Annotated in this window: 23 protein-coding genes and 1 tRNA gene; 15 read left to right on the plus strand and 9 right to left on the minus strand. The window is 72.0% G+C overall.

Going from position 1 to position 26486, the window contains the following annotated elements:
* The first annotated feature begins 81 nt into the window (after window positions 1-81).
* Together AOM05_RS03970 and AOM05_RS03975 are read left to right on the plus strand one after the other, a co-directional pair.
* Window positions 82-2580: a sodium-translocating pyrophosphatase gene (locus AOM05_RS03970; protein WP_082097254.1), complete on the plus strand. Its 2499-nt coding sequence runs from the start codon at window positions 82-84 to the stop codon at window positions 2578-2580.
* The gene (locus tag AOM05_RS03975) at window positions 2580-3632 is read left to right on the plus strand and encodes a glycosyltransferase family protein (protein WP_062519663.1); all 1053 of its coding nucleotides are present in this window, start codon (window positions 2580-2582) and stop codon (window positions 3630-3632) included. Before AOM05_RS03970 ends, AOM05_RS03975 begins: the two co-directional genes overlap by 1 nt.
* Window positions 3633-3639: 7 nt before the next feature.
* Here the strand turns inward: AOM05_RS03975 and AOM05_RS03980 are convergent, their stop codons facing one another.
* Window positions 3640-4338, minus strand: a complete 699-nt coding sequence (locus AOM05_RS03980) for a phosphatase PAP2 family protein (RefSeq protein ID WP_082097255.1) — start codon at window positions 4336-4338, stop codon at window positions 3640-3642.
* A complete protein-coding gene (locus AOM05_RS03985) occupies window positions 4338-5129 on the minus strand; it encodes a DUF1206 domain-containing protein (RefSeq protein ID WP_062519664.1) in 792 nt (263 codons plus the stop codon). The genes AOM05_RS03980 and AOM05_RS03985 overlap by 1 nt, the downstream gene beginning before the upstream one ends.
* Window positions 5130-5305: 176 nt before the next feature.
* Between AOM05_RS03985 and AOM05_RS03990 the strand changes: the two genes are divergently transcribed.
* Window positions 5306-5908: a 50S ribosomal protein L25/general stress protein Ctc gene (locus AOM05_RS03990; protein WP_062519665.1), complete on the plus strand. Its 603-nt coding sequence runs from the start codon at window positions 5306-5308 to the stop codon at window positions 5906-5908.
* Window positions 5909-5988: 80 nt separating this feature from the next.
* Entirely contained in the window at window positions 5989-6561 is a 573-nt protein-coding gene (pth, locus tag AOM05_RS03995; protein ID WP_062519666.1) for an aminoacyl-tRNA hydrolase, read from the plus strand.
* Between the two features lie 5 nt (window positions 6562-6566).
* On the opposite strand, the gene AOM05_RS04000 is transcribed toward pth, so the two are convergent.
* Window positions 6567-7187 (minus strand): pentapeptide repeat-containing protein, encoded by a 621-nt coding sequence (locus AOM05_RS04000; protein WP_062519668.1) that lies wholly within the window; start codon window positions 7185-7187, stop codon window positions 6567-6569.
* A 123-nt stretch (window positions 7188-7310) separates the two neighbouring features.
* Between AOM05_RS04000 and AOM05_RS04005 the strand changes: the two genes are divergently transcribed.
* The 3 genes from AOM05_RS04005 to AOM05_RS04015 all read left to right on the plus strand — a co-directional run bounded on the left by AOM05_RS04005 (window position 7311) and on the right by AOM05_RS04015 (window position 12055).
* Entirely contained in the window at window positions 7311-8063 is a 753-nt protein-coding gene (locus tag AOM05_RS04005; protein WP_228373202.1) for an HAD family hydrolase, read from the plus strand.
* Complete coding sequence (locus AOM05_RS04010; protein ID WP_062519669.1) at window positions 8063-10585, plus strand: glycoside hydrolase family 65 protein; 2523 nt, start codon at window positions 8063-8065, stop codon at window positions 10583-10585. The genes AOM05_RS04005 and AOM05_RS04010 overlap by 1 nt, the downstream gene beginning before the upstream one ends.
* A gap of 90 nt (window positions 10586-10675) precedes the next feature.
* The gene (locus tag AOM05_RS04015) at window positions 10676-12055 is read left to right on the plus strand and encodes an HNH endonuclease (protein ID WP_062519670.1); all 1380 of its coding nucleotides are present in this window, start codon (window positions 10676-10678) and stop codon (window positions 12053-12055) included.
* A 10-nt stretch (window positions 12056-12065) separates the two neighbouring features.
* Here the strand turns inward: AOM05_RS04015 and AOM05_RS04020 are convergent, their stop codons facing one another.
* From AOM05_RS04020 to AOM05_RS04045, 6 genes are all read right to left on the minus strand, one after another.
* Window positions 12066-12800: an amino acid ABC transporter ATP-binding protein gene (locus tag AOM05_RS04020; RefSeq protein WP_062519672.1), complete on the minus strand. Its 735-nt coding sequence runs from the start codon at window positions 12798-12800 to the stop codon at window positions 12066-12068.
* Window positions 12797-13663, minus strand: a complete 867-nt coding sequence (locus tag AOM05_RS04025; protein ID WP_062519673.1) for an amino acid ABC transporter permease — start codon at window positions 13661-13663, stop codon at window positions 12797-12799. Before AOM05_RS04025 ends, AOM05_RS04020 begins: the two co-directional genes overlap by 4 nt.
* Before the next feature lie 3 nt (window positions 13664-13666).
* Entirely contained in the window at window positions 13667-14536 is an 870-nt protein-coding gene (locus tag AOM05_RS04030; protein ID WP_062519676.1) for an ABC transporter substrate-binding protein, read from the minus strand.
* Between the two features lie 127 nt (window positions 14537-14663).
* Window positions 14664-15098 (minus strand): cupin domain-containing protein, encoded by a 435-nt coding sequence (locus tag AOM05_RS04035; RefSeq protein WP_062519678.1) that lies wholly within the window; start codon window positions 15096-15098, stop codon window positions 14664-14666.
* Window positions 15095-16399 carry an amidohydrolase family protein gene (locus tag AOM05_RS04040; protein ID WP_062519680.1) on the minus strand — a complete coding sequence of 435 codons (1305 nt, stop codon included), beginning with the start codon at window positions 16397-16399 and terminating at the stop codon, window positions 15095-15097. The genes AOM05_RS04035 and AOM05_RS04040 overlap by 4 nt, the downstream gene beginning before the upstream one ends.
* On the minus strand, window positions 16396-17871 hold the full coding sequence (locus AOM05_RS04045) for an adenosylhomocysteinase (RefSeq protein ID WP_062519682.1): 1476 nt from the start codon (window positions 17869-17871) through the stop codon (window positions 16396-16398). The genes AOM05_RS04040 and AOM05_RS04045 overlap by 4 nt, the downstream gene beginning before the upstream one ends.
* Before the next feature lie 44 nt (window positions 17872-17915).
* On the opposite strand from AOM05_RS04045, the gene mfd reads away from it, so the two are divergent.
* From mfd to AOM05_RS04085, 8 genes are all read left to right on the plus strand, one after another.
* Complete coding sequence (gene mfd, locus AOM05_RS04050; RefSeq protein WP_082097257.1) at window positions 17916-21452, plus strand: transcription-repair coupling factor; 3537 nt, start codon at window positions 17916-17918, stop codon at window positions 21450-21452.
* Window positions 21453-21472: 20 nt separating this feature from the next.
* Window positions 21473-22099, plus strand: coding sequence for a hypothetical protein (locus tag AOM05_RS04055; protein WP_062519684.1), 627 nt, complete (start codon window positions 21473-21475; stop codon window positions 22097-22099).
* Window positions 22092-22745 carry a nucleoside triphosphate pyrophosphohydrolase gene (locus AOM05_RS04060; RefSeq protein WP_228373204.1) on the plus strand — a complete coding sequence of 218 codons (654 nt, stop codon included), beginning with the start codon at window positions 22092-22094 and terminating at the stop codon, window positions 22743-22745. The genes AOM05_RS04055 and AOM05_RS04060 overlap by 8 nt, the downstream gene beginning before the upstream one ends.
* Before the next feature lie 77 nt (window positions 22746-22822).
* The gene (gene eno / locus AOM05_RS04065; protein ID WP_062519687.1) at window positions 22823-24103 is read left to right on the plus strand and encodes a phosphopyruvate hydratase; all 1281 of its coding nucleotides are present in this window, start codon (window positions 22823-22825) and stop codon (window positions 24101-24103) included.
* A 109-nt stretch (window positions 24104-24212) separates the two neighbouring features.
* Entirely contained in the window at window positions 24213-24893 is a 681-nt protein-coding gene (locus tag AOM05_RS04070) for an FtsB family cell division protein (protein ID WP_062519689.1), read from the plus strand.
* A gap of 9 nt (window positions 24894-24902) precedes the next feature.
* Window positions 24903-25421 (plus strand): DUF501 domain-containing protein, encoded by a 519-nt coding sequence (locus AOM05_RS04075; RefSeq protein WP_062519690.1) that lies wholly within the window; start codon window positions 24903-24905, stop codon window positions 25419-25421.
* 9 nt (window positions 25422-25430) lie between these two features.
* On the plus strand, window positions 25431-26384 hold the full coding sequence (locus AOM05_RS04080; protein ID WP_062519692.1) for a Ppx/GppA phosphatase family protein: 954 nt from the start codon (window positions 25431-25433) through the stop codon (window positions 26382-26384).
* Between the two features lie 16 nt (window positions 26385-26400).
* Window positions 26401-26474: transfer RNA gene (locus AOM05_RS04085), tRNA-Leu, on the plus strand.
* The last annotated feature ends 12 nt before the right edge of the window (window positions 26475-26486 follow it).

Genomic DNA, 26486 nt, shown 5'->3' on the forward strand with positions numbered 1-26486 from the left:
GGCCTTAGGTCACCCCGCGCATCGTCCCCGCGCCCCTAGCCTGCGAGGAGGTCCCCAGACCGGCATCTCCCAGGGGTAAGAATGTTCCAAAGGCGGAACCTGTCCACTGTCGCGCGCGCGGGCCTGCTCGGCGCCGGCGTGCTCGCGCTGTCCGGCTGCGGCGGCCACATCGAGGGCGGTGAGGCGAGCCTCGAGCTGCCCGACCTGTCCGGCGTGACCGTCGGGGGAGGGGTGTCGGGGACGGCGCTCCTGGTGGGCGGCCTGCTCGTCACGGTGCTGGGCCTCGCGTTCGGCATCGGCGTGCTGGGGCGCATCCGCAACCTGCCCGTGCACCGCTCCATGCGCGAGGTGTCGGAGCTCATCTACGCGACCTCGAAGGCGTACCTGGTGCAGCAGGGCAAGTTCCTGCTGGCGCTGTGGGGCGTGATCGCCGCGGTGATCGTCCTCTACTACGGCGTGCTGGTGGGCTTCGGGTGGGGCCGGGTCGCGGTGGTGATCGCGTTCAGCCTCATCGGCATGGCCGGCTCCTACTCCGTCGCGTGGTTCGGCATCCGGGTGAACACGTACGCGAACTCGCGCACGTCCTTCGCGGCGCTCGACGGCAAGCCCCTCCCGCTGCACCGCATCCCGCTGCAGGCGGGCATGAGCATCGGCATGGTGCTCATCAGCCTCGAGCTGCTGATGATGCTGGTGATCCTGCTGTTCCTGCCGCGCGACATCGCGGGTGCGTGCTTCATCGGCTTCGCGATCGGCGAGTCGTTGGGCGCCGCGGCGCTGCGCATCGCGGGCGGCATCTTCACCAAGATCGCCGACATCGGCTCCGACCTCATGAAGATCGCCTTCAAGATCAAGGAGGACGACGCCCGCAACCCCGGCGTGATCGCCGACTGCACCGGCGACAACGCGGGCGACTCGGTGGGCCCGTCGGCGGACGGCTTCGAGACGTACGGCGTCACCGGCGTCGCGCTGGTGACCTTCCTGCTGCTCGCGGTCCACGACCCGGCGGTGCAGGCGACCCTGCTGGTGTGGATCTTCGCGGTGCGCGCGGCGATGCTGGTCGCCTCCGCGCTGTCCTACGCCGTCAACGACCGGTGGGCGCGCCGACGCTACGCCCACGCGGACCGCATGAACTTCGAGACGCCGCTCACCTCGCTCGTGTGGCTGACCTCCGCGGTGTCGATCGCCGCGACGTACCTCAGCGCGGCGTGGCTGATCGGCGACCTGCCGGACGGCATGTGGTGGAAGCTCGCGACCATCATCAGCTGCGGCACGCTCGCGGGCGCGCTCATCCCCGAGCTGGTCAAGGTGTTCACCTCGACCAGCAGCCGCCACGTGCGCGAGGTGGTGAAGAGCTCCCGCGAGGGCGGCTCCTCGCTCAACATCCTGTCGGGCCTGGTGGCGGGCAACTTCTCGGGCTACTGGCTGGGCATGGTGATCGTGGCGCTCATGGGCGCGGCGTTCCTGATCTCGACGCTCGGCCTTGACCAGCTCATGCTCGCGCCGGCGGTGTTCGCGTTCGGGCTGGTGGCGTTCGGCTTCCTCGGCATGGGCCCGGTCACCATCGCCGTCGACTCGTACGGCCCCGTCACCGACAACGCGCAATCCGTCTACGAGCTGTCCACCATCGAGGACCTCCCCGACATCTCCGAGGAGCTCGAGCGGGACTTCGGCTTCGCCCCGCAGTGGGAGCGCGCCAAGCGCATGCTCGAGGAGAACGACGGCGCCGGCAACACCTTCAAGGCCACCGCCAAGCCCGTCCTCATCGGCACGGCCGTGGTGGGCGCGACCACCATGATCTTCTCGATCATCATCTCCCTCACGGACGGCCTCACCACGGGGATCGAGAACCTCTCGCTCATCCACCCGCCGTTCCTGCTCGGGCTCATCGCGGGCGGCGCGACCATCTACTGGTTCACGGGCGCCTCGATCCAGGCGGTCACCACGGGCTCATACCGGGCGGTCGAGTACATCAAGGACACCATCAAGCTCGACGGCGTCACCAAGGCCTCGACGGAGGACTCCAAGAAGGTGGTCGAGATCTGCACGCAGTACGCACAGCAGGGCATGCTCAACATCTTCCTGGCGGTGTTCTTCGCCACCCTCGCGTTCGCGTTCGTGGAGCCGTACTTCTTCATCGGCTACCTCATCTCGATCGCGCTGTTCGGGCTCTGCCAGGCGATCTTCATGGCCAACGCCGGCGGCGCGTGGGACAACGCCAAGAAGATCGTCGAGGTGGACCTGCACGCCAAGGGCACCCCGCTGCACGACGCGACCATCGTCGGCGATACCGTCGGCGACCCGTACAAGGACACCTCGTCGGTCGCGCTCAACCCGGTCATCAAGTTCACCACGCTGTTCGGCCTGCTCGCCGTCGAGCTCGCGGTGGGGCTCGCGGAGCAGGGCAGCCACGCGCTGGTCTACTCGCTCGCCGCCGTGTTCTTCGTGATCTCCGCGACCTTCGTCCACCGGTCCTTCTACGGCATGCGCATCAAGGCGTCGCTGGAGGGCGAGGACGAGGCCGTGGAGAGGGACGATGCGCCGGTCGCCCCGCGTGAGGACGTCCGGGTGGCGGTGGACTGATGGCGGGCATCGCGATCCTCGGGGGCGGCGTGACCGTCGCCGACGGTCGCGTCGCGGGGCACGATGCGGGGGCCACCCTGGTGCGCCGCCTCCAGCGGCTGTTCCCGGGGGCCTCCCTCATCGGCCCTCGGGCGCAGCGGGCGGGCGGCTTCGACGTGGTGCCGCTCGAGCTGGTCGACCCGCGCGAGACCGTGGTCATCAACATGGACGTGGTGGACTCGCCCACGGTGTGGCGGACGCTCGCCGCGAGCGGCGCGGAGCCGCGGATCGCGAACTTCGTGTGGTGGAACACCTCGCAGTTCACGCACCCGGTCCAGCGTGCCTCGCTCGCGCTGTCCTGCGCGCTGTTCCCGACGTTCGCGAACTCGTACCGCACGGCCACCGAGGTGCGGGAGATCGTGTTCTCGCTGACCGTGCCGCAGCTGGCCGAGCGGGCCCGGATCGACTGGGCGAACCTGGGCATCCGGCTCGACCACGTGCAGCCGCGGGAGGACCCGGCCATCCCCGTGGTGCTCTATCCGGCGATCCGCCTGTCGGAGCGCAAGCAGCCGCAGCTGTTCCTCGATGTGGTCGAGCGGGTCCACCGGCGCACGCCCATCCGGGTGGAGATGAGGCTTCAGGAGTCGCACCTCATCTCGGAGAAGGCGATCGCGCTGTCCCGCAAGGACTGGGCCTGGGTGGGTCCGGTCACCGCCACCCGCGAGGACTACTACTACCGGCTCGCCCGCACCACGGCGTTCCTCGCGACCGCGCGCGACGAGTCCTACGGGCTCGAGTACGTCGAGGCGATGGTCGCCGGCGCGGTGGGCGTGTTCCCCGACCGGCCCTGGGCACGCGCGCTGCTGCCCGACGGCTATCCGCTGCTGTACGCGGACGCCTCCGAGGCGGAGGAGCTGCTGCTGCGCGCCGTCACGGATCCGCGCGGCTGCCGCGCGGAGCTCGACCGCGTCGCCGGCGGCGACTTCGTGGCGTGGCTGCGCGGCCGCCACGACGACACCGAGTTCGAGGAGCGCTTCGCGGCCGCGATCAGGCGGTGGTTCCGCGAGGGGTGACGATGCGTCAGCGGGCGGCGGACGCTCCGGCAGTCGGGGCGTCGGTGGTCGCCCGGGTGGGCGTGGGCCACCAGGTCCACGCGATCAGCGCGCACGTGACGCCGACGGCGAGGCCCGCGATGACGTCGGTGGGGTGGTGCATGCCGCGGTAGACGCGCGCGACCGCCACGCCCACCGGGACCAGCGCGCACACGACGATGACCGTCACACGCACGGTGCCGTTGCGGATCCGGGTGGCCATGAGCGCGAAGGAGACGTAGACCGCGGTGGCGGCGCCCGTGTGGCCGCTGGGGAAGCTGGCGGTGGGCGGCGCGTGGTCGAGCTGGTCCACGTCCGGGCGGTCGCGGCCGATCACCGCGGAGCTGGTGAGGAACACGATCGCCTCGAGCGCGAGCGCGATGAGGGGTACGGCCGCGAACCACCATTGCCGCGTCTGCCACCACACGATCCCCGACACCACCACCGCCGTGGCGATCACCACCAGGGTGGAGGCGGCCTCGGAGATCACCATCGTCGTGGCGTTCAACGCGGGCTCGCGCAGGTCCAAGAGGGTGCGGTTGAGCCCGTTCTCGGGGACGTCTGCGAGCAGCAGCCCCACACCCACGATCACGCCCCACAGCAGCGTGGCCGGCAGCAGCACGCGCACCGCGAGGGCGCGCGGCACGTCTCGAGCGGCGGGCGCCTGCGCGCCCGGACCGGACCTCATCACATCCTCGCGTAGCGGGCGCGGGCGAACGAGTACAGGCCGTACGCGGCGAAGCCCAGGCCCACGAGCACCACGACCACCGGGCCGCCGGGTGCGCCCAGCAGCCACTCGACCGCGCCGTCGATGCCCTTGGCCTTCTGCGCGTTCGCGGTCAACGCCGCGGAGACGAACAGGATGCCCACCACGCCGAGCGCGACGCCCTTCGCGATGTAGCCGACCCTCCCGAGCCAGAGCACGCCGGTGCCGAGCTCGCGGCCGGGCAGCGCCTTGAGATCCTCGAGGAACTTCTTCCGTGCGCCCTTCACCACGTGATAGATCGCGGCGCCGATGATGCCGACGCCCACCGCGCCCACGAGCGCGCGCCCCGCCGGCGCCTCCATGAGCGTGGCGGCGAAGCCCTGCGCCTGCTGATCGCCGTTCTTGCCTCCGGAGCCCATCGCCACCGACGCGGCGGTGAACGCCAGCGCGACGTACATGACGGCCTTGCCGGCCGACTTCGCGCGGTCCTTGCCGTCGGCGCCGGCGCGGAACGCGTCCGCGAGCTGCCACAGGCCCAGCGCGAGGAAGGCGACCGCCGCCAGCCACAGCACCACGGTGCCGGCGGGGTTGTCGCCCACGCTCGCGAGGGCGTGGGTCTGGTCCGCCTCGGCGTTCGACCCGAGGCCGATCCGGACGATGAGGAAGCCGAGCACCAGGTGGAGGACGCCGGAGACGGCGTAGCCCGCTCGGGCCGCCTTCTCCCACACGTCGCCGGAGGTGCCGGAACGGGCACTGCTCGTCGCTGAGGTCATGCCAGCCACAACTCGGGCGACGTCGCCGCCATTCCCGGCTGGCGCATCGTCCCCTGCGCCAGGTATAGTTCTCGGGTTCCTCGGCGAGGGAGGCCCTCGGGCTCTCCGTGATCGACGCGGCAGATGCGAGATGCCCTGCCTTGCCGTGGCCCCATCTGACGTCAGAGGAGAAACACATGTCCGACAAGCTCACCCTCGCCGCCGAGCCGCGCTCCGAGTTCGGCAAGGGCTTCGCCCGCCGCGCCCGTGCCGCCGGCAAGATCCCCGCGGTCCTCTACGGCCACGGCACCGACCCCGTGCACGTCCTGCTCCCGGGCCACGACACGATGATGGCGCTCAAGCACTCGAACGCCCTCCTCACCATCGAGCTCGACGGCAAGTCGGAGCTCGCGATCGCCAAGGACGTCCAGGTCGAGCCGGTCCGCCGCATCATCGAGCACGTCGACCTCCTCCTGGTGAAGAAGGGCGAGAAGATCACCGTGGACGTGCCCGTGCACGTCACCGGCGAGTCCTTCGCCGGCACCATCCACGTGGTCGAGCACGCCTCCATCCAGCTCGAGGCCGAGGCCACGCACCTGCCCGAGGGCATCGAGGTCTCGATCGAGGGCCTCGAGGAGGGCGCCGTCGTCCACGCCAAGGACGTCGTGCTCCCCAAGGGCGCCACGCTCGTGACCGACGGTGACGTCACCATCGTCACCATCTCGGTGCCGCGCGGCGCCGGCGCCGAGGAGGCCGAGGAGGCCCCCGCCGCCGAGGCCGACGCGCCCGCCGCGGAGTAATCTCACCGATGCTCGCCCGGCTCGCCCGACTGTGGGCGGGCCGGGCGTCGTCGTCTCAGCGCGAACTGGAGGAGGAGCACGTGACCAGCCTGGTGATCGGCCTGGGCAACCCCGGCCCCGAGTACGCGGAGACGCGCCACAACATCGGCCAGATGGTCATCGACGAGCTCGCGCGCCGGGGCTCCTCCTCGCTCTCCGTCTCCAAGAAGACCCACACGCGCACCGCGACGGTGCGCCTCGCCGGCGGCCCCGTGGTGATCGGCGTCCCGATGTCCTACATGAACGTCTCGGGCGGCCCGACGTCCTCGCTCGCGAAGTACCACTCGGTCGCGCCCACCGACGTGATCGTGGTCCACGACGAGCTGGACATCCCGTTCGGCACCGTGAAGATCAAGCGTGGCGGCGGCTCTGCCGGCCACAACGGCCTCAAGGACGTCACCAAGGCGCTCGGCACCCCCGACTACGTGCGGGTGCGTGTGGGGATCGGCCGCCCGCCGGGCCGGATGGAGGCCGCCACGTTCGTGCTCAAGCCGTTCTCCGCGGCCGAGCGCAAGGAGCTGCCGTTCCTGGTGGACGATGCGGCGGACGCCGTGGAGGCCATCCTCGAGTCGGGCGTGGAGCCGGCTCAGATGAGGTTCCACACCAAGGGCTGACGGTCCTAGTCGACCACCGTGGCGCCCAGGTGCGCCGCCATGGCCGGACCCAGGTACATCGCCTGCGCCGCGGAAAGCGTGGTCCCGCGCAGGCCGCCGGGGTCGACCACGTCGCCGAGCTCCGTGCGTGACAGGTCGAAGTCCTGCACGTCGCCGCGCGAGGGCACCAGGTCCGCGATCGAGCCGCCCGTCACCGTGACCTCGCGGATCTTGGAGCCGCTCAGGTCCAGCAGCCCGATCCGCGAGTCGATGATCTCGAGGCGGCGCAGCTTCGCGTTCCTGAGGGACAGCACGTCGATCCGTGACGCGACGATCTTGTGCACGGAGACGTCCGCGCCATCGAGCAGCAGCGCGCCGATCCGGACACCCTCGATCCGGCCCGAGAACACCGTCGCGCCGCGGAGGGCGAGGGTCGCGAACGACGAGCCCAGCATGGTGGTCCCGGTGGACCGGAGCTGCGGCAGGCTGCACTCGCCGCCCTGGCAGTCGCTGAACATGCACTCGCGCAGCTCGACGCCCTGCGCCTCGAGGTCCCCGAGGACCCCGCCGTCGAGGAACCGCTGCTCGAGGACCGCTCCGGGGACCAGGTCCTCGGAGCGCATCGGCTCCAACGCCTGCGTGTCCACAAGCCCACTGTACGGGGAGACCCGGCCCGCGCATCGTCCCCTGTTACCTGGGCGCTCTCTCGACAGCCTCCCAGTCACGGTGGCTACTATCGAGAGGTCCCACACCCGCCGGAAGGAGACCCCGTGACACCGTCCCCGACCACCCCCTGGCGCCTGCCGCAGGTGCCCGACGCGAGCTTCGCCGCCGCCCTGTTCGACCTCGACGGCGTCCTCACGCCCACCGCCGACGTCCACATGGACGCGTGGAGGAGGATGTTCACGGACTACTTCGAATCCCACGGGATCACGCCTGCCTACACGGACGCCGACTACTTCCGGTACGTCGACGGCAAGCCCCGCTACGACGGCGTGCGCGCGTGCCTCGCGTCGCGCGGCGTCACCCTGCCGGAGGGGACGCCGGACGACGCGCCGGGCGCCGAGACCGTGTGCGGGATCGGCAACACCAAGAACGAGGCCTTCGCGGCGATCCTGCGCGATGAGGGCGTGACGCCGTATCCCGGCTCGGTGGCGCTGATGGACCACCTCGAGTCGATCGGATGCGCGATGGCGGTGGTGTCCTCGTCGCGGAACGCGCCCGCCGTGCTGGAGGCCGCGGGCCTCGCGCACCGCTTCGAGATCGTGGTGAGCGGCCAGGTGGCCGCCGACCACGGGATCGCGGGCAAGCCCGCGCCGGACACCTATCTGTACACGGCGGAGCTGCTGGGCGTGCCCAAGGAGCTGGCCGTGGTGGTCGAGGACGCGATCTCCGGGGTGCAGGCGGGTCGCGACGGGGCGTTCGGCCTCACGGTCGGCGTCGACCGCGGCGTGGGCGCGGACGAGCTGCTCGAGCACGGCGCGGACATCGTGGTGACGGACCTGAAGGAGCTGGTGGACTGATGAAGGTGGCGCAGCGCGCGCTCGGCGACACGAGCGCGCCCGACTATGTGGACCGGCTCCGCTTCCCGGCGGACCCGTGGCGGCTGGTCGAGACCGAGTTCGGCTCGGAGGACATGGGCACCACGGAGACCCTGTTCTCGATCGGCAACGGCTACCTGGGCCTGCGCGGCAACATCGAGGAGGGGCACGACGCGTACGCGCACGGCACCTTCATCAACGGCTTCCACGAGACGTGGCGCATCCGCCACGCCGAGGAGGCGTTCGGGTTCGCGCGCACCGGCCAGACGATCGTCAACGTGCCGGACCCGAAGATCATCCGGCTGTACGTCGACGACGAGCCGCTGCTGCTTTCGATCGCGGACCTGCCCGAGTACTCAAGGACGCTCGACATGCGCACCGGCGTGCTCACGCGCGACCTGCTGTGGCGGACGCCCGCGGGCAACCGGGTGCGGGTGCGTTCGCGCCGCATGGCGTCCTTCTCGCAGCGCCACCTGGCGATCATGCAGTTCGAGGTCACGCTGCTGGATCGCGAGGCGCCGATCGCGGTGTCCTCGCAGCTGCTGAACCGGCAGGCCGGCGCGGACGAGTACCGCTCTTCGCCTGGCGGCGCCGTGGGCTTCGACCCGCGCAAGTCCGAGAACCTCAACGAGCGCGTGCTCGAGCCGCGGATCCACCGCGCGCACGGGGACCACCTCATGCTCGGCTACCAGTGCGCGAACTCGGGCATGACGCTCGCGGTCGCGATGGAGCATTCGTACGAGTTCGACGGCGACGTGCAGACGGAGACGGAGATCCAGCCGGACTACGCGAAGCAGGTGTTCCGCTTCCACGCGCAGCCCGGGCGGACCTTCTCGCTCACCAAGGTGGTGACCTATCACACGTCCCGCGTGGTGCCCGCGAGGGAGCTGGGCGACCGCTGCCACCGCACCCTGACGCGGGTGAAGAGCGAGGGCGTCGACAAGCAGTTCGACGACCAGGAGGCGTGGCTCGCGGACTTCTGGGCGCGCTCCGACGTCGAGGTCGACGGGGACGACCGCGTCCAGCAGGCCATCCGGTGGAACCTGTTCCAGCTGGCGCAGGCCGCCGCGCGCGGCGACGGCCAGGGCGTGGCGGCGAAGGGCGTGACGGGGTCGGGCTACAGCGGCCACTACTTCTGGGACACCGAGATCTACGTGGTGCCCTTCTTCGTGTACACGTCGCCGGGGATCGCGCGGAACGCGCTCAGGTACCGCTACCGGATGCTGCCCAAGGCGGTGGAGCGGGCGGGGGAGCTGGCGCAGCACGGCGCGCTGTTCCCGTGGCGCACCATCAACGGCGAGGAGGCGTCCGCTTACTACGCGGCCGGCACCGCGCAGTACCACATCGACGCAGACATCTCCTTCGCGATCGACAAGTACGTGAAGGCGACGGGGGACGACGAATTCCTCGCGCGCGAGGGCATCGACATCCTGGTCCAGACCGCGCGCATGTGGGCGGACCTGGGCTTCTGGCGCAACATCAAGGGCGACGGGTCGAGCTTCCGTATCCACGGCGTGACCGGCCCGGACGAGTACACCACCGTGGTGAACGACAACCTCTACACGAACGTCATGGCCCGCTTCAACCTGCGCGCCGCGGCGGCCGCGGTGCGCAAGCTCGCGTCGATGTGGCCCGACCAGTACCGCAAGATGGTCGCGCGGCTGGGCCTTGAGGACGCCGAGGTGATCGAGTGGGAGTCCGCGGCGGAGGCCATGGCGATCCTCTGGGACGAGGACCTGGGCATCCACCCCCAGGACGCGCTCTTCCACGAGCGCGAGCTGTGGGACCTCGAGAACACGCCGCCGGAGCAGCGGCCGCTGCTGCTGCACTTCCACCCGCTGGTGATCTACCGGTTCCAGGTGCTCAAGCAGGCCGACGTGGTGCTCGCGCTGTTCCTCCAGGGCGACCAGTTCTCCGACGAGGAGAAGAAGGCCGACTTCGACTACTACGACCCGATCACCACCGGCGACTCCACGCTGTCCGGCGTGGTGCAGTCGATCATGGCCGCGGAGGTCGGGTACCACGAGCTCGCGCTGCGGTACTTCTGGGACGGGCTGTTCGTCGACATCGCGGACCTGCACTCCAACACCGCCGACGGCGTCCACGTGGCGTCCGCGGGTGGCGTGTGGTCGGCGCTGGTGCACGGCTTCGGCGGCATGCGCGACTACGGCGGCGTGCTGTCCTTCGACCCGCGCCTGCCCGAGGCCTGGCCCGAGATGCGCTTCCGGCTCACCCAGAAGGGCACGCGCCTGCTCGTGACCCTCCGGGCGGGCGAGATCGCGTTCACCGTCGAGGAGGGCCAGGGGCTCACCGTGATGGTGCGCGGCGAGCGCGTGAGCGTGCTGCGCGGCGAGGACGTGGTGGTGCCGCTCGCGCACCAGGGGCCGCGCCTTCCCGGCGCCCCGGATGCCTCGGCCTTCCACGGGACGATGCGCGCGGACGGGTCGGTCGTGACGGCGTCGCTTCCCGCGGTGGTGGAGATGGACGGGGAGGGCGAGCACTAGGGGCCGCGGCTCAGGGGCCTCCCACCACCCCTGTGGATAAGTGTCCGGTTTGTCGGGTTCGCTGTCGGAGGGTGGTGGTGGACTTGTTCCATGGCCCAGACCACCGACTCCGATCCTTTGGACGCGTTGCGTGCGCGTGTCGAGGCGTCGGATGGGCTGCCGGATTGGGATGCGGTCGCGCTGATGCGGGAGGCCGTCTCGCGGCGGCGCGCTGACGACCTGGTGGTGGCGCAGATGGCCGCGAAGCTCGCGTTGCGGTCCACGCCGGGGCGGGCGGGGATCGCGAGCCGGAACGGGTTCAAGGGTGTCGATCAGCTGATCGCGTCCGAGACCGGCGGTACGGTCGCCGAGGCCGGACGGCTGCGGGTCATGGGTACGGCTTTGTACGGTGCGCCGGACGATGCCCCGGGCGGGGCGTCCGTGCTACCTCACCTCGCGCATGAGGCCCGGGAAGGCCGCTTGAGCGCGGACAAGTTCGTGCTGCTGCGCGAGGTGTTGATGATGCACCCCGACGCGCGCGACATGGACGGCCTACCGGTGGACGATGCCGTCCGCGCCACCCCTTTGGGCCGGCTCCCGTTGGCGCGGGTGGAGAAGATGGCGGTCGACAAGGCCGTCATCTCCCCGCTGAAGACGGTCAAGGCGTCCGTCGCGCAGCTGCATGCCGGGCTCACGCCGCCGCCGACGGGCGAGATCGAGTATGAGGAGCTGTACCGGGCACGCCTCGCGACGGTGCGCGAGGAGGCCAACGGCATGATCCGCCTGGTCGCAGTTCTGGACCCGCTGACCGCCGCACCCTTGATGGCCGCACTGGACGGGTACATGAAGAAGCAGTTCCGTGTGGCGCGTGAGGACGGCGGTGAGGATCAGCCCACCCCCGGTCAGCTGCGTGCCGACGGGCTCGGCTGGCTCGGCCGGCATGCGAGCGGCTGTCGCAAGCCCCACGACGCGGTCAAGACCACCGTGAACATCCGCATCTCCCTCGAAGACTTCGAGGCTGGTGGCGGGTACGGCGAGATCGACGGCATCAAGCGACCCCTACCGGGCGGTCTGCTGGGCTGGTTCGCCGTGGACTCCGAGGTCATCCCCACCGTGCTGGGCTCCTGCGGGCAGGTCCTCGACCACGGCTACGCCGAACGGCTGTTCACCCCTGCGCAGCGCAAGGCGATCGCTCAGCGTGATCGTGGATGTGCGTGGTGTGGGGCCCCGCCCAGCCATTGCGACGTCCACCACATCCGCTACTGGCGCGACGGCGGCAAGACCGACCTGGAGAACGGCATCATGTTGTGCGTGGCCTGCCACCACTGGATCCACCGCGACGAATGGGCCATCAGATTCCGCCAAGGCAGCCCCGAATTCATCCCACCCGCATCGATCGACCCGGACCAGCGACCCCGACCCGGCTACCAGGCACGCATCAGGCTCGACCGCGCCGCGCTCGCCGCAGCAAGCCGCGCCGGACCGTTCTGAAAGCCGCCGCTCAACGGTGGGTGATGCGTGCGAGGAACTCGCGGGTCTCCGGCTGCTGCGGGTCCCCGAAGATCTGCTCGGGCGTACCCGACTCGAGGGGCCGGCCGCCGTGCATGAACACGATGCGGTCGGCGACGGAGCGCGCGAAGGACATCTCGTGCGTCGCCATGAGGATGGTCGAGCCCTGCGCCTTGAGATCGCGCACCAGGTCCAGGACCTCGCCCACGAGCATGGGGTCGAGCGCCGAGGTGATCTCGTCGAGGAGCAGCAGCTCGGGGTCCGTGAGGATCGCACGCACGATCGCGACGCGCTGTTGCTGGCCGCCCGACAGGCGGTCCGGGTAGTCCCGCACCTTGTCGCCGAGCCCGAACTTCTCAAGGAGGCTCACCGCTCGGTCCCGAGCCACGTCGGGAGCGACGCCGTGCACCACCCGCGCGGCGAGCGTGACGTTGTCGATCACCCGCATGTGGGGGAACAGGTTGAAGTGCTGGAACACCACGCCGATCCGTCCGCGGACGTGATCGACGTCGACGTCGATCGCCGTGATGTCGTCGCCGCTGAGCAGGATCCGGCCGTCGTCGACCCGCTCGATGAGGTTGATGGTCCGCATCAGCGTGGACTTGCCGGAGCCGGAGGCACCGATGACCACCACGACCTCGTGCTCGTCGACCGAGAGGTCGACGCCGCGCAGCACGTGGTTGTCGCCGAAGAGCTTGTGGACCCCGTGGAGCTCGAGGACGCTCATACCGTGCCTCCCTGCTGCTCGCGGCGGGCCATGCGGGCGCTCACCGCGTCCGTGAGCCGGATCATGGGCCAGCTGAGGGCCACGAAGAGCAGGCCCGCGACTACGTAAGGCGTGAAGTTGTAGGTCTGCGCCTGGATGATCTGCGCGGAGCGGATCGCGTCGACGGCGCCGAGCACCGAGATGAGGCCCACGTCCTTCTGCATCGACACGAAGTCGTTCATGAGCGCCGGCACCACCTTGCGCAGCGCCTGCGGGATCACCACCAGGCGGAGCGTCTTGGCGTGCGACAGGCCGAGCGACCGCGCCGCGATGCGCTGCGACGGGTGCACTGCCTCCATGCCGGCGCGCAGCACCTCGGCGACGTACGCGGAGTAGCACAGCGAGATCGCGATGGTGCCGAGCACCGCGACCGGGATCCGCACCTCCGGGTTGAGGCCCGGGACACCGAATCCCACCAGGTAGAGCACGATCAGCACCGGCAGGCCGCGGAACAGGTCCGTGTAGCCGGTGGCCAGAGCGCGCAGCGGGAACCACACCGGCCCCCGCAGCGACCGCATCACGGCGAGCAGCGTGCCCACCACCGCGACCGCGATGGTCGCGAAGAACAGCACCCGGATGTTGAGCCACAGGCCCTCGAGCACCTTGGGGAAGGACTCGGCCGCGACCTCCGGGTTGAAGAACGTCTGCTGGACGGTGTCCCAGTTGGGGGAGCTCACCACCAGCCAGCCCGCCACCGCGGCGAAGGCCACGGTGGAGACGAGCGCGATGAGAACCGAGCGGCGGGACGCCCGCTTGCGCTGGAGGCGGCGGTCCAGCTCGAGCCGGCTCACCTCCCACACGGCGTCCGCCGCCCGGTCCGTCATGGTTTAGCCCAGGACCGGGACGTCGGCGGCCTCGGAGAGCCACTCGGTCTCGAGGTCAGCGAGCGTGCCGTCCTCGGTGAGGGCGTCCACGGCGGCGGTCACGGGCGCGGTGAGCGCGGAGCCCAGCGGCAGGACGATGCCGAACTCGTCGCCGCCCTCGTTGCCCTCGAACTGGCCCACGATGGTGCCGTTGTCGACCTCGACGTACGCGGAGTAGAAGGCGCCCGGCAGGTCGGTGACGAACGCGTCGATCTGGCCGGCGTTGAGCGCGCCCACCACGTCGGCGACGGAGTTGAAGACCTGGACGTTCTCCTCGCCCAGCTTCTCGACCGCGACGTCGTAGGAGGTGGTGCCCACCGCGACGCCGACCAGCTGGCCCCCGAGGTCCTCGACCGAGGCGGCCTCGGCGGCGTCCGTGCCGTCCACCGCGACCAGCGCCTGCGACGTCACGTAGTACGGGCTGGAGAAGTCCACCGCGGTCTTGCGCTCCTCGGTGATGGAGAACTGCTGGATGTTGAGGTCCCAGTCCTTCGCGCCCGGCGCGATCGCCGAGTCGAACGAGGAGCGGACCCACACCACGTCCTCGGCCGCGAAGCCGAGCTCCTCGGCGACCGCGTACGCGACGGCGGCCTCGAAGCCCTCGCCCGACTCGGGGTCGTCGTTGATGACCCACGGCTCGTAGGCGGGCTCGCCCGTCGCGATGGTGAGCTTGCCCTCGGTGAGGGTCTCGAGCGCGACCTCGGTGGGCTCCGCGGAGGCGGACGCCGAGCCGGCGCCGGTGGCCTCGGGCTCCGAAGAGGAGCAGCCCGCCATCATCAGCGCGGACAGGGCGGTCGTCGCGATCAGGCCGGCGCGCACACGTGTGCTGGTCATGGGTGCTCCTCGAAAGGGTTCAGGGGATGGGTGACGGCCAGCGGCGGCCGCGAGGCCACAGTCTACCGGCCACGATGCGATATCGGTGCCCACATGGTGAGACGCGGACGAGCGCTCAGGCGAGCGGTCAGGCGAGCCGCCAGTCGGCGAAGTCGAAGCCCGGCGACACCACGCAGCTCACGAGCACCTCCTCCGCGGCGACCAGGCGCGCCGCCTGCCACACCCCGGCGGGCACCAGGCACTGCGCCACCTGCCCCGCGCCCAGGTCGGGGCCCAGGACCACGGCGACCGGCGCATCGTCCGGCGTCTCTCCCGACCCGCCCAGCCGCAGCTCGAGCGTGCCGGGGCCGTGCCACAGCCACATCTCGTCGGAGGTGACCACGTGCCACGCGCTCTCCTCGCCGGGGGTGAGGAGGTAGTGGATGATCGTCGCGGCAGGGCGCTCGCCGCCCGCGGTGTCGACCGGCATGCGTGACGTGTAGGTGCGGCGGAACCAGCCGCCCTCGGGGTGCGCCTCGAGGCCCAGCAGCGCGGCGGTGGCGGGGACGGGGACGGCGGTCATGAGGCGACTCCGGTGTGCTCGGTGAAGGCGGGCTGCGCGACGCGGACCTGGCCGGAGATCACGGTGGCGGCGGCGCGGCCCGCGCCAGCCGTCACCAGGGCCTCGACCGTGGAGCCCACGTCCGTGACGGGCACGTCGAAGAACGCGAGGTCCGCCCGCGCGCCCACCGCGAGGTACCCGGTGCGGTCGGGGCCCACGTCGAGGCCCATCGCGTGCGCGCCGCCCAGGGTGGCGGCGGACAGCAGTCGCTCCGCGAGGTCCGCGTTCGCGTAGCCCTGGGCCCGCGCGATCCGGTAGAGCTCCGCGACGTCCGCCATGAGGTCCAGCGACGGCGAGCTCGACAGCGAGTCCGTGCCCACCGCGATGGGGCTGCCCTCGGACAGGTAGGCGGCGACGGGCGGCTCATCGAGCCCGATCACCGCGTTCGAGCGCGGGCACAGCGCCACCGACGTGCCGCGCGCCCGCAGGATCGCGCGGTCGCGCTCGCTCATGTACACGCCGTGCGCGATGTGGCAGTCCGGACCCAGGACGCCGAGGTGGTCCACATAGTCCGTGGCGGAGGTGCCGTAGCCCGCGTGGCGCAGCTCGTGCAGCGAGGCCAGGCCGCGCAGCTGCCACGGCTCGGTCGCGGCGTGCGCGAACTCCCGCTCGATCGCCGACTCGCCCAGGTGGATGTGGATCCGGCTGCCCCGCTCGCGCACGATGTCCGGGATCTCCAGCAGCGGCGCGATCTCCAGCGAGTACGGCGCGTGCGGCGACAGCCCGGTGCCGGGAGGGGAGGGGAGCGCGTCGAGCGCGGCCTCGACCTGCGCGCGGCCCCGCTCGACCCACTCCTCGTTGGTCCAGTCGATGACCTCCCAGTAGGTGATGCCGTGCAGGCCCGCGTCGTGCAGCGCGCGCATCGCCTCGAGGTCCGTCACCACGTCCGCGACGGCGGTGGTGCCCGCCTCGAGCATCATGCGCGCGCCGGCGGCGGCGTCCGCGGCCCAGTCGTGGGGGCGGGCGTAGACCGGGTTGAAGCCCTTGGCCCAGGACTCGAAGCCCTGGTAGCTGCCCCGTCCCACCTCGGCCATGCCGGTGTACTGCAGGTGGGTGTGCGCGTTCACGAGCCCGGGCATCAGCACGCCCGGCCAGTGGACGTGATGCGCGTCCAGGCCGCGCTCCGCGAGCGAGCCGGCGACCCAGCGCCGCTCGCCCACGTGCAGGATCCGCCCGTCGCGCACCGCGATCGCGCCGTCCACGATCGGCGGCGCCGTCACCGGCACCACCAGCGCCGCGGAGTAGAGGACCACGCCGCTCATGCGCGGGGGTCCCGGTAGCGGCGCGAGCGCCAGTCGGCGTCGCCGGGGGACGATGCGCCGGCCGGGTCCGCGTCGACCTCCAGCCCGCGCGCGGCGGCGGCGGTCGCGGCGACGTGGGCGACAGCGTCGCCGGGGAGGGCGTGCACCCCGATCGCGGGCCGCGTCTCCACCAGGTGCCGGATGGCCGCGAGCTGCGTCGCGAAGGACAGGTCCATGATCTCGATCGGGTTGCCCTCCGCGGCGGTGACGTTGATGCACCCGCCGCGGTCCAGGACCAGCGTGCCGCGCTCGACGTCCACGTCGAGGTGGGGCACCCGGGCGCCCGCCACCGCGACCGGCTCGAGCACGTCGGGCTCGAGGTCGATCTCGCCCGGCACACCCCCGGCCACCGCGACCATCGCCGCGAGCGACAGCAGCTCGCGGGTGATGGTGCCCGCGACCCCGGTGCACGAGACCACCAGCGCGCCCTGCGCGAGGTCCTCGGCGCGTCCCACCGGATAGCCGTCGTGCGCCGCGAGCAGCGCGCGCAGCGGGTCGATCTCCGCGACGCTCACCTGCGCGCCCAGCGCCGCGAGGTGGGCCGCCACCCCGACGCCCACCGGGCCGTAGCCGATCACCAGCACGGGCAGGTCGCGCACCGTCGCGTCGACGTTCTCGATGAGGTCCGCGATCGCGAACACGCAGCTCTGACCCGTGCCGTAGCGGTTGTCGAAGCCCGTCTTGGTGGCCGCGTCGTTGACCGCGACCACGGGGGTCGCGAGCACCCCGGACGCCGCCATCGCACGCAGCGGCGTGAGCCCGGACGTGGTCTCCTCGGTGACCCCGATCCAGCGCGCGACCAGCTCGGGAGCGGCCTCGTGGGCGAGTCGCACCAGGTGGGAGCCGTCGTCGACCACCACGTCGAAGCCCCGGCGCAGCCACCCGAGCGCGGCCTCGCGCTCCGCCTCGCCCGACAGGGAGGCGTCCGCGTCCACCACGACACCCCGTGACCGCAGCGCCTCCGCCACGGCCGCGTCCGTCTCGTCCGGATGCGCGTACACCGCGACCTCAGCGCCCGCGTCGCGCAGCAGCAGCGCGAGGTTCGCGGTCTTGGGCTCGAGCGTCATCGACACCCCGATCCGCAGGCCCGCCACCGTCCCGGCGTCCGCGAGCTCGCGGGCGAGCGCCGTCGACACCGGCATGTGGGCGCGCGCGAAGTCCAGCCGGCCCCCGGCGTCCCCGCGCGAACCCAGCGGACGCCCGCCCAGGGCGAGCGCCGCATCGTCCCCCCGCACGTCGATGTCGAGGACGTCGGGGCCCTCGGACTCGACCAGGAGCGCGCCGAGCGCGCGGGCCATGCCCGCGACGGCGAGCGCGGTGGCGGTGTCCTCCTCCTCGGCGCTCACGCGCACCGGCCGGCCGGCGATGAGGAGGTTGGTCTCGCGGGCGAAGCGGCGCAGGATCCGCTCGGCGGTCGCGTGCGGGTCGGTCATGGTCCACCAGTCTAGGAGCGGCGGTGTCGGACGCCGTGCCTAGGATGGATCCGCCGGATTTCCCGGTCGCTCGGCATGCCCTGGAGGCCCACGTGAGCACTGTCCCGCCGCTGTCCCCGCTCCTCGGAGCGTGGGCGGACGCCCGCCTGGGCGACGCCGTGCACGTCCACGCGCCCTCGGTGGCGGCTCCGCCGCTGCTCGCGCACGCGGCGGGCGCGGGCGGCGGGGCGATCCTGGCGGTCACGGCGACCGGCGGCGACGCGGAGAAGCTCGAGTCCGCGCTCGCGGCCTACCTCGACCCGCGCACCGTCGCGGTGTTCCCCAGCTGGGAGACGCTCCCGCACGAGCGCCTGAGCCCCCGCTCCGACACCGTCGCCCGCCGCCTCGCGACCCTGCGCCGCCTCGCCCACCCCGAGCGCGCCGCGGAGGAGAGCGGCCTGCCGCCGCTGCGCGTGGTGGTCGCCCCGCTGCGCGCGATCCTCCAGCCCCTGGTCCCCGGCATCGCGGACCTCGAGCCCGTGCTGCTGCGCGTGGGCGACGAGCGCGACCTCACCGACCTCACCGGGGCGCTCGCGGCCGCCGCCTACACCCGCGTCGACATGGTCGAGCGGCGCGGCGAGTTCGCCGTCCGCGGCGGGATCGTCGACGTGTTCCCGCCCACCGAGCCGCACCCGGTGCGCGTCGAGTTCTTCGGCGACGAGGTCGAGTCGCTGCGCTCGTTCTCCGTCGCGGACCAGCGCTCGCTGGAGCCGGTGGACCGCCTGTGGGCCCCGCCGTGCCGCGAGCTGCTCCTCACCGAGGACGTGCGCGCCCGCGCCGCGAGCCTCATCGACACCAACCCCGCGGCCGCCGACATGCTCGCGCGCATCGCCGACGGCCACGCCGTCGAGGGCATGGAGTCCCTCATCCCCGCGCTCCTCACCCGCCTGCAGCCGGTGACGGACGTGCTGCCGCGCGACACCCGGATCGTCGCCCTCGAGCCCGAGCGCCTCGCCCGCCGCGCCGAGGACCTCCAGCGCACCGCGCAGGAGTTCCTCGCCGCCGCGTGGGTGAGCGCGACCGCCGGCGCCGACGCGCCGCTCGAGACGCAGGGCGCCTTCCTGTCGCTCGACGAGGTCCAGGAGTCCGCCGAGGATCGCGGGCTCGGCTGGACCACCGTGGGCCCGTTCGGCGCGCACGGCGCCGTCGAGACCGGCATCGCCGAGCTCGAGGACCACCGCGGCAGGCTCGCCGCCGCGCTCGAGGCCGTGCGCGCCCGCCTGGGCGACGGCTGGCGCGTGGTGATCGCTGCGGCCGGCATCGGCAGCGCGCACCGGATAGTCGAGCAGTGCGCCGAGGCCGACCTTCCGGCCCGCGTCGCCGCCACGGGGGACGATGCGGACGCCGGGGTCGTCGCCGTCCTCGCGGGCGTCGACGGCGGCGGCTTCGAGGTGGCCGAGGCGAAGGTCATGGTGCTCCACGAGTCCGACCTCACGGGCCGCTCCGCCTCCGCCGCCGGCCCCAAGGTCAAGGTGCCCAGCCGCCGCCGCACCGCCGTGGACCCGCTGCAGCTGCGCCCCGGCGACTTCGTGGTCCACTCCGCGCACGGCGTCGGGCGCTTCGTGGAGCTCACCAAGCGCACCGTCCGCGGCGTCGAGCGCGAGTACCTGGTGATCGAGTACGCGCCCTCGAAGCGCGGCGGCCCCGGCGACCGCCTGTCCGTCCCCACGGACCAGCTGGACCTCATCACCAAGTACGTGGGCGGCGAGACCCCGTCCGTGAACAAGATGGGCGGCGCGGACTGGGCCAAGACCAAGGGCAAGGCGCGCAAGGCGGTCAAGGAGATCGCCGCCGAGCTGATCCGCCTCTACAGCGCCCGCATGGCGACCAAGGGTCGCGAGTTCGGCCCCGATACCCCGTGGCAGCGCGAGCTCGAGGAGTCCTTCGCGTTCGTCGAGACGCCCGACCAGCTGTCGACCATCGACGAGGTCAAGCTCGACATGGAGAAGGGCGTGCCCATGGACCGCCTGGTGTGCGGGGACGTGGGCTTCGGCAAGACGGAGATCGCGGTGCGCGCCGCCTTCAAGGCCATCCAGGACGGCACCCAGGTTGCGATCCTGTGCCCCACCACGCTGCTGGTGAAGCAGCACGTCGACACGTTCTCCGAGCGGTTCGCCCAGTTCCCCGTCAAGGTCGCGGCGCTGTCCCGCTTCCAGACGGACAAGGAGGCCAAGGAGATCATCGACGGCCTCGCCGAGGGCACCATCGACCTGGTGGTCGGCACGCACCGCCTCATCACCGGCTCGGTGCGGTTCAAGGACCTCGGGCTGATCATCATCGACGAGGAGCAGCGGTTCGGCGTCGAGCACAAGGAGACCCTCAAGGCGCTCCGGACGGACGTCGACGTGCTCGCGATGTCCGCCACCCCGATCCCGCGCACGCTCGAGATGGCCGTCACCGGCATCCGCGAGATGTCGACGCTCGCGACCCCGCCCGAGGAGCGCCACCCGATCCTCACCTACGTGGGCCCGCACGAGGACGCCCAGGTGATCGCCGCGATCCGCCGCGAGCTGCTGCGCGACGGCCAGGTGTTCTACATCCACAACTCCGTCAAGACCATCACCCGCGCGGCGCTCAAGCTGGGCGAGCTGGTGCCGGAGGCTCGCATCGCGGTCGCGCACGGCCAGATGAGCGAGAAGCAGCTCGAGCAGGTGATCGTCGACTACTACGACAAGAAGTACGACGTGCTGGTCTGCACCACCATCGTCGAGACCGGCCTCGACATCTCCAACGCCAACACCCTCATCGTGGAACGCGCGGACACGTTCGGTCTGTCCCAGCTCCACCAGCTGCGCGGCCGCGTGGGCCGCGGGCGCGAGCGGGCCTACGCCTACTTCCTCTACCCGCCGGACCGCACCCTCACCGAGACGGCGCACGACCGGCTCCAGACCATCGCCGCCAACACCGACCTCGGCTCGGGCATGGCCGTCGCGATGAAGGACCTCGAGATCCGCGGCGCGGGCAACCTGCTGGGCGCGGAGCAGTCGGGCCACATCGAGGGCGTCGGCTTCGACCTCTACATCCGCATGGTGGGCGAGGCGGTCGCGGGCTTCCGCGGCGAGGAGGTCGAGGAGCGCGCGCCCATGACGGTGGACCTGCCCATCGACGCGCACATCCCCGAGTCCTACATCGAGCACGAGCGGCTGCGCCTCGAGGCGTACCGCAAGATCGCCGACGCGGACGCCGAGGACACGCTCGCCCAGATCGAGGAGGAGCTCGACGACCGCTACGGCGCCCTGCCCGAGCCCGTCGCCAACCTCCTCGCGGTCGCCCGCCTGCGCCTCGAGCTGCGCGCCGCCGGCATCCACGACGTGGTCGCGCAGGGCAAGCTCATCCGCTTCAGCCCGCTCGAGCTGCCCGACTCCGCGGCCATGCGCATCACGCGCCTGTTCCCCGGCACGCTCATCAAGCCGGCCGTGCGCCAGGTGCTGGTCCCCGCCCCCATGACCGCCCGCCTGGGCGGCAAGCCCGTCGAGGGCCTCGAGGTGCTCGACTGGGTGCGGACGGTCCTCCAGGCCACCCGTGCTCCGGTGGCCTCGTGAGCGACATTAGGATGGCGGGCATGACGTTCCGCCGACGCTTCGCCGTCCTCGCCGCATCGTCCCTCGTCCTCGCCGGCTGCGCCGTCCCCGGCCAGCCCGCCGCCCCCGGCGTCGCGGCGTCGTACCAGGGCGTCTCGGTCACCACCAGCGACCTCGACGCGCTCGCCGCGGACTGGGCGGAGGCCAGCCAGGGCCTGGTCACCCCCGACCGCCAGGAGCTCGCGACGTTCGCCGCGCTGGGCCCCGGCGCGCTCGAGGCCGCCAACCAGATCGCCGAGGACGCGGGCACCACGCTCGGCATCAATGACGGCAACGTGCGCACCCTCGCGGAGAACTGGTTCGCGGGCGTGGGCGCGACGGACCCTGTGATCCCGGACAGCGTGGTCGAGTCGATGTCGAGCATGCTCGCGATCTACTTCGTGGTGGGCGGCGACCCGACGCTCGGCGCGCTCACCGAGATCGCGGAGGAGGTCCAGGCGGACGCGACGTTCTCGCCGCGCCTGGGCGAGTTCTCCACCGACGCCCTCACCGTCTCGGTGGGCGAGGCGATGACCGCGGCCCAGGAGATGGCGGGCAACTACTACGTCGCCTTCGTCGAGGTCTCCGGTTTCGAGCCCACCACCGCGCCCTGGGCGGCGCGTGACTGACGGCATCCCCCGTCTGGTGGAGGTGATGGACCGCCTCCGCTCGCCCGGCGGCTGCGCCTGGGACGCCGAGCAGACGCACGCCTCCCTCGCGCCGTACGCGCTCGAGGAGGCGCACGAGCTGGTCGACGCGATCGAGGCCGGCGACCGCGCGCACCTGCGCGAGGAGCTCGGCGACGTGCTGCTCCAGGTGGTCTTCCACGCGCGCGTCGCGCAGGAGCACCCCGAGGACCCGTTCGACCTGGACGCCGTCGCGGACGTGTGCGCCGACAAGCTGATCGCCCGCCACCCCCACGTCTTCGGCGACGAGGAGGCGGGCACCATGCGCGACCACCTCGAGCGCTGGGACCGCATCAAGGCGCAGACCCAGGGACGCGAGTCCGTCATGGACGGCATCCCCGGGACGCTCGGCGCGCTCGCCCGCGCGCAGAAGATCCTGGGCCGCGCCGAACGCGCCGGCCTGGGGGACGATGCGCCGGTCGCCCAGGACGGTTCGCTCGGCTCCGCGCTGCTCGCCCTGGTGGCGCGCGCCCGCGCGGAGGGGCTCGACGCCGAGACGGAGCTGCGCGCGGCCACGCGCGCGCTCGAGACCGCCGCAAGGGCGGCGGAGCAGGCAGGACGTGGCGACACCCAAGGTTCATCCGGCTAGGACGAACGTCGCCCAGCGCGCACCTGTGCGCATCGTTAGACTCCCAAGAGGTTCATCCATCCAAGCGAAGGAGCATCATGGCCAGCATTGAGGCCGTCGGCGCCCGCGAGATCCTTGACTCGCGCGGCAACCCCACCGTCGAGGTCGAGGTCGCGCTCGAGGACGGCACGTTCGCGCGTGCAGCCGTCCCGTCGGGCGCGTCGACCGGAGCGTTCGAGGCGGTTGAGCGCCGCGACGGCGACAAGGGCCGTTACCTGGGCAAGGGCGTCGAGCAGGCCGTGGACGCGGTCATCGACGAGATCGCCCCCGAGATCGTGGGCCTCGAGGCCACCGAGCAGCGCATCATCGACCAGATCATGCTCGACCTGGACGGCACCGACAACAAGGGCAAGCTGGGCGCGAACGCGATCCTCGGCGTCTCGCTCGCGGTCGCGAAGGCGGCGGCGGACTCGGCCGACATCGCGCTGTTCCGCTACGTGGGCGGCCCGAACGCCCACGTCCTGCCCGTCCCGATGATGAACATCCTCAACGGTGGGTCGCACGCCGACTCCAACGTCGACATCCAGGAGTTCATGATCGCCCCCGTCGGCGCCCCCACCTTCCGTGAGGCGCTCCGCACCGGTGCCGAGGTCTACCACTCGCTCAAGTCCGTGCTCAAGGAGCGCGGCCTGGCCACCGGCCTGGGCGACGAGGGCGGCTTCGCCCCCAACCTCGGCTCCAACCGCGAGGCGCTCGACCTCATCCTCGTCGCGATCGAGAAGGCCGGCTTCAAGCCGGGCGAGGACATCTGCCTCGCGCTCGACGTCGCCGCGACCGAGTTCTTCAAGGACGGCGCGTACCAGTGGGAGGGCGGCCAGAAGTCGCCCGAGGAGATGATCGCGTTCTACGAGCAGCTCGTCGCCGACTACCCGCTGGTCTCCATCGAGGACCCGCTGTCCGAGGACGAGTGGGGCTCGTGGACCGAGCTCGTCGCGAAGGTGGGCGACAAGACGCAGATCGTCGGCGACGACCTCTTCGTCACCAACCCCGTCCGCCTCAAGCGCGGCATCGACGAGAAGGCGGCCAACGCCCTCCTGGTGAAGCTCAACCAGATCGGCACCCTGTCCGAGACCTCGGACGCCGTGCAGATGGCGCAGCGCGCCGGCTTCGCGGCCATGGTGTCGCACCGCTCGGGCGAGACCGAGGACGTCACCATCGCGGACCTCTCCGTGGCCTACAACGCCGGCCAGATCAAGACCGGCGCCCCCGCCCGTGGCGAGCGCATCAACAAGTACAACCAGCTGCTCCGCATCGAGGAGGAGCTGGACGACGCCGCCAAGTACGCCGGCAAGTCGGCCTTCCCGCGCAAGTTCGCGTAAGCGACCGCGCAGGCCTGGACGGGCGCGTCTCCCTCGGGAGGCGCGCCCGTTCCGCGTTCCCCCGGCGATTCGGTCCGCCCGGCCGCGGGACAGCCGGGACAATGGCTGCGTGACCGACCCGACACGCCCGCGCGCCCCGCGCGCCTCCGGCGTGCCTCGGGACGATGCACCGGTCGCCCGGCCGCGGACGCACCAGTCGGGAGCGCCCCGCCGCCGCACCGCGCCGTCGACCGGCGGCGTGCGGATCCCCAAGGGCCGCGCGGCGAGCCGCCCCGGCGGGCCGTCCGGGCCCGGCCGCGCGAGCACCCCGCGCAACAGGATCGAGCCCGCGAAGGCGCGTGGATCCTGGGTGACGGCCATGGGCTGGCGCCTGGTGGTGCTCGTGGGCGTGGTGGTCCTCGCGGCCGCCGTGGTGCTGCCGTCGCTGCGCGCCTACTTCCGCCAGCAGGAGGAGCTCGCCGAGCTGCGCGCCGAGGCCGTCACAGCCGAGCAGACCGTCGAGGACCTCGAGGCGGAGGTCAAGCGCTGGGACGACCCGGCCTTCGTGGAGGCGCAGGCGCGCGAGCGGCTGCGCTACGTCTACCCCGGGGAGACGCCGTACCAGGTGATCGACCCCGAGACGGTCGAGGGCGCCGCCGAGGGCTCGCCCGCCGCGGAGGACCCGACCGTGGTCGACGACTCGGGCACCTGGTACACGCGCCTGTGGGACTCCGTGGAGACCGCCGGCGACGCGAAGGTGGGCGGGAAGGCCAAGGCCGCCGCCGCATCGTCCCCCGACGCCGCCGACTAGAATGCCGGGGTGAACGACACCCCTGCGACCGAGCGCGACGTCGCCGTCCTCGCCGCCCAGTTGGGGCGGGCGCCCCGCGGGATCGTGGCGATCGCGGCCCGCTGCGTGTGCGGCAACCCGACCGTGGTCCACACCGCGCCCCGCCTGCCCGACGGCACCCCGTTCCCCACGCAGTACTACCTCACGCATCCGGACGCCGTGGCGGCCGTGTCGACTCTCGAGGCGAACGGCGTGATGAAGGAGATGCAGACGCGGCTGACCTCGGGCGAGGAGCCCGAGCTGGCCGCCGCCTACCGCGCCGCCCACGAGCGCTACCTCGAGGAGCGGTACGCCCTCGGTGACGTGCCCGAGATCCACGGCATCTCCGCCGGCGGGATGCCCGACCGCGTCAAGTGCCTCCACGTGCTCGTGGGCCACGCGCTCGCGGCCGGGCCCGGCGTCAACCCGCTGGGGGACGAGGCGCTCGCGCTGATCGCGGACAGCTGGCGGCCGGACCGCTGCACGTGCGCGGTCGAGATCGCTGAGTAGTCTGCAGCCATGCGTGTAGCCGCCATCGACTGTGGGACCAACTCGATCCGCCTGCTGATCGCCGACGTCGACCTCGCGACGGGGTCGCTGGTGGACGTGGTCCGCACCATGACCGTGGTGCGTCTGGGCCAGGGCGTCGACCGGACGGGCGAGTTCGCCGCTGAGGCGCTCCAGCGGACCTTCGCCGCGACCGACGTGTACGCCGCGCAGTGCCGCGAGCACGGGGTCGAGGCGATCCGGTTCGTCGCGACGTCCGCGACGCGCGACGCGCGCAATCGCGAGGTGTTCCTGTCCGGCGTCGAGTCCCGCCTGGGCGTGGCGCCCGAGGTGATCTCGGGCGCGGAGGAGGCCGCGCTGTCCTTCCGCGGCGCGACCGGGGCGCTGGACGCGGCGCACGACGCGCCGTTCCTGGTGGTCGACCTGGGCGGCGGCTCCACCGAGGTGGTGCTGGGCGTCACGCAGCCCGAGGCCGCGCACTCGATGGACGTGGGCTGCGTGCGGATGACCGAGCGCCACCTCGCCGGGGACCCGCCGTCCGACGCGCAGGTGGCGGCCGCGGAGGCGGACGTCCACGAGGCGATCGACATGGCGTTCGCGGGCGTGCCCGTGTCGCAGACCCGCACGCTGGTGGGCCTCGCGGGGACCATCACCACGGTGACCGCGCACGCGCTGGGCCTGCCGGAGTACGACCGCCACGCGATCAACGGCGCCGTGATCCCGATCGACGACGCGATCCGCGCGTGCGACGAGCTGCTCGCGGCCTCGCGCACCGAGCGCGCGGCCCTCGGGTTCATGCACCCGGGCCGCGTCGACGTGATCGGCGCGGGCGCGCTGGTGTGGCGCACGGTCATGACGCGCGTGCGGTCCGCGGTGGTCGAGGCCGGGGGAGAGCTGCCCCACGTGGTCACCAGCGAGCACGACATCCTGGACGGCATCGCGTTCTCGGCGGCCGAGCGGGGCTGAGGCCCGCGGTGCCGAAGCCCCCGTAGCCCAATTGGCAGAGGCGGCCGACTTAAAATCGGCGCAGTGCGGGTTCGAGTCCCGCCGGGGGCACCGTGGGTGCAA

The organism is Demequina silvatica, from assembly GCF_000971215.1.
GTDB classification, from domain to species: domain Bacteria; phylum Actinomycetota; class Actinomycetes; order Actinomycetales; family Demequinaceae; genus Demequina; species Demequina silvatica.